This window comes from Mesorhizobium sp. ORS 3428 (assembly GCF_001854785.1).
Classification (GTDB): domain Bacteria; phylum Pseudomonadota; class Alphaproteobacteria; order Rhizobiales; family Rhizobiaceae; genus Mesorhizobium.
In genome coordinates, this window is the sequence record NZ_MDFL01000080.1 from 1 (window position 1) to 1,698 (window position 1,698).

The 1,698-nt window shown below is 53.6% G+C and carries 1 protein-coding gene; it reads right to left on the reverse strand.

What is annotated here, in order from left to right; all coding sequences use genetic code 11:
• The coding region (locus ORS3428_RS08465; protein ID WP_083355058.1) for an ABC transporter substrate-binding protein at nucleotides 1–1,383 on the reverse strand (1,383 nt) is incomplete at its 3' end.
• Nucleotides 1,384–1,698: the final 315 nt, after the last annotated feature.

A 1,698-nucleotide genomic window follows, 5' to 3' on the forward strand; every position in this document is an offset into this window, starting at 1 on the left:
GAGCGCCAAGACCTGAACAGCAAGCGGCCGCATATTCCAGTTCGTGGCCGAAAGGGGGTATTTCATCCAATCGTTGTAAAAAGTGCTACTTGGCAGAACGGTGCGCTTCACCTTGAAGCCAGCCTCGCGGAGCTGCTGCGCAATTGCGTCCGCTGAGTCTTTGAGCCAATCGACATCCGGGCCGAAAATTTCATGCTCGAATTCCATCTGACCGGCTTCGGTCATGAGTTGCTTTGCAGCCTGGACATCTCGCTTCTTCTCTGGGAGAGGATAGTATTCCGGGTGTATGGGGGCTACATGATAGTTGGCGGCAACCGTACCACGGCCATTGTAGCCAATTTGCAGGATAGTGCCATTATCGACGGCAAGTTGCAGGGCATTGCGAACTCGCTGGTCATCATATGGCTTGGCGGTAACCTTCGTCCGGCACACGATCGTCGTCGCCGTCTTTGCCTCGGATTTGGYGAGGCCTAGCGCGTCGCACGCGTCGACGTTGTTCGCAAACGTCTGGTAGTTTGCGTCAATCTCTTTTGACTCGAACGCGCTTTGAAGCAGAGATGTGTCGGTGCCATAGTCAATAAACTGAACCTCGTCCAGATACGGTTCACCGCCCCACCATGTCCCGTTCGTCCGGCGCTTCAGCACGGCCTTTTGGCCCACCTCCCATGTGGCCAGTTCAAACGGTCCCGTACCAACTGGATGGGTGACCAGATTTGACCCGTTCTTTTCAAAATCGCGGTGCACCACCAAAGCCGGGTAGTCCGCAAAACCGGCGATGACTGTGAYGTCAGGTTTCGACAGCGTGAGTTTGATCGTATGGTCGTCGACCTTTGTGATGGCGCCTTCTTTCGCCTTGCCCGTCTTTTCATCGATGAGTGCGGCCAGACGCGCTGCCATGGAGTTCCCGGGCACATCCTTTTCGCACCACCGCCTCAGGTTGAACATGACGTCATCGGCGGTGAAATCGTCGCCGTTGTTCCATTTCACACCCTTGCGGACATGTAGTACGTACTCCGTCGCATCGTCTTTGGCTTCCCAATGGTCCAACAACCAAGGTTCGAAAGTGAACTTGTTGGTATACTTGACCAGTGGATCCAGAAATTGCCGATAAATGTTACCGATTTCGGGATAATCACTTACGCGAGGATCTTTGGCACCGTAGACGGGCATGGCAATTCGTAATGTTCCACCTTTCTTTCCTATCTCTTCCGCATGTGCAGCCGGAATGGCCCCAATCATAGAGTACGCCACAGCAGTCGAAGCGCCAAATATTGAGGCGAGCGCCAGGAATTCGCGCCGATCCATTCCACCTGCTCTTGTCTCTTCGGCAAGCCTGTCGATTATTTTGGGCATAGATTTGCCCAGCCTGTTAAAAAATCCCATTTGAAACCTCCAGGTTTATGGTTGATATTATGGAGCTAGCCTACCGACCTGAATTTCGTCGTCTCGCCGCGGCCTCCGACTGGTAGCCGATGGACCCRCCGGCCAGATATCTTGTCCCGGGTCTGGCCAATATTCCTATCGATGGAAGACGAGGGCGCGCTGCTGAGATTGTCCATCCGCTTGCCAACTAGACCACCCTATGTGCTTAAGCGCCAGAGAGGCTTGATGCAAATTTACGCGACGATTAGAGGTCGCTGAACTACGAAAAAAAGCTCTGCGATATAAATACACCCTATGTCGCGGTCGGAAGTGTTG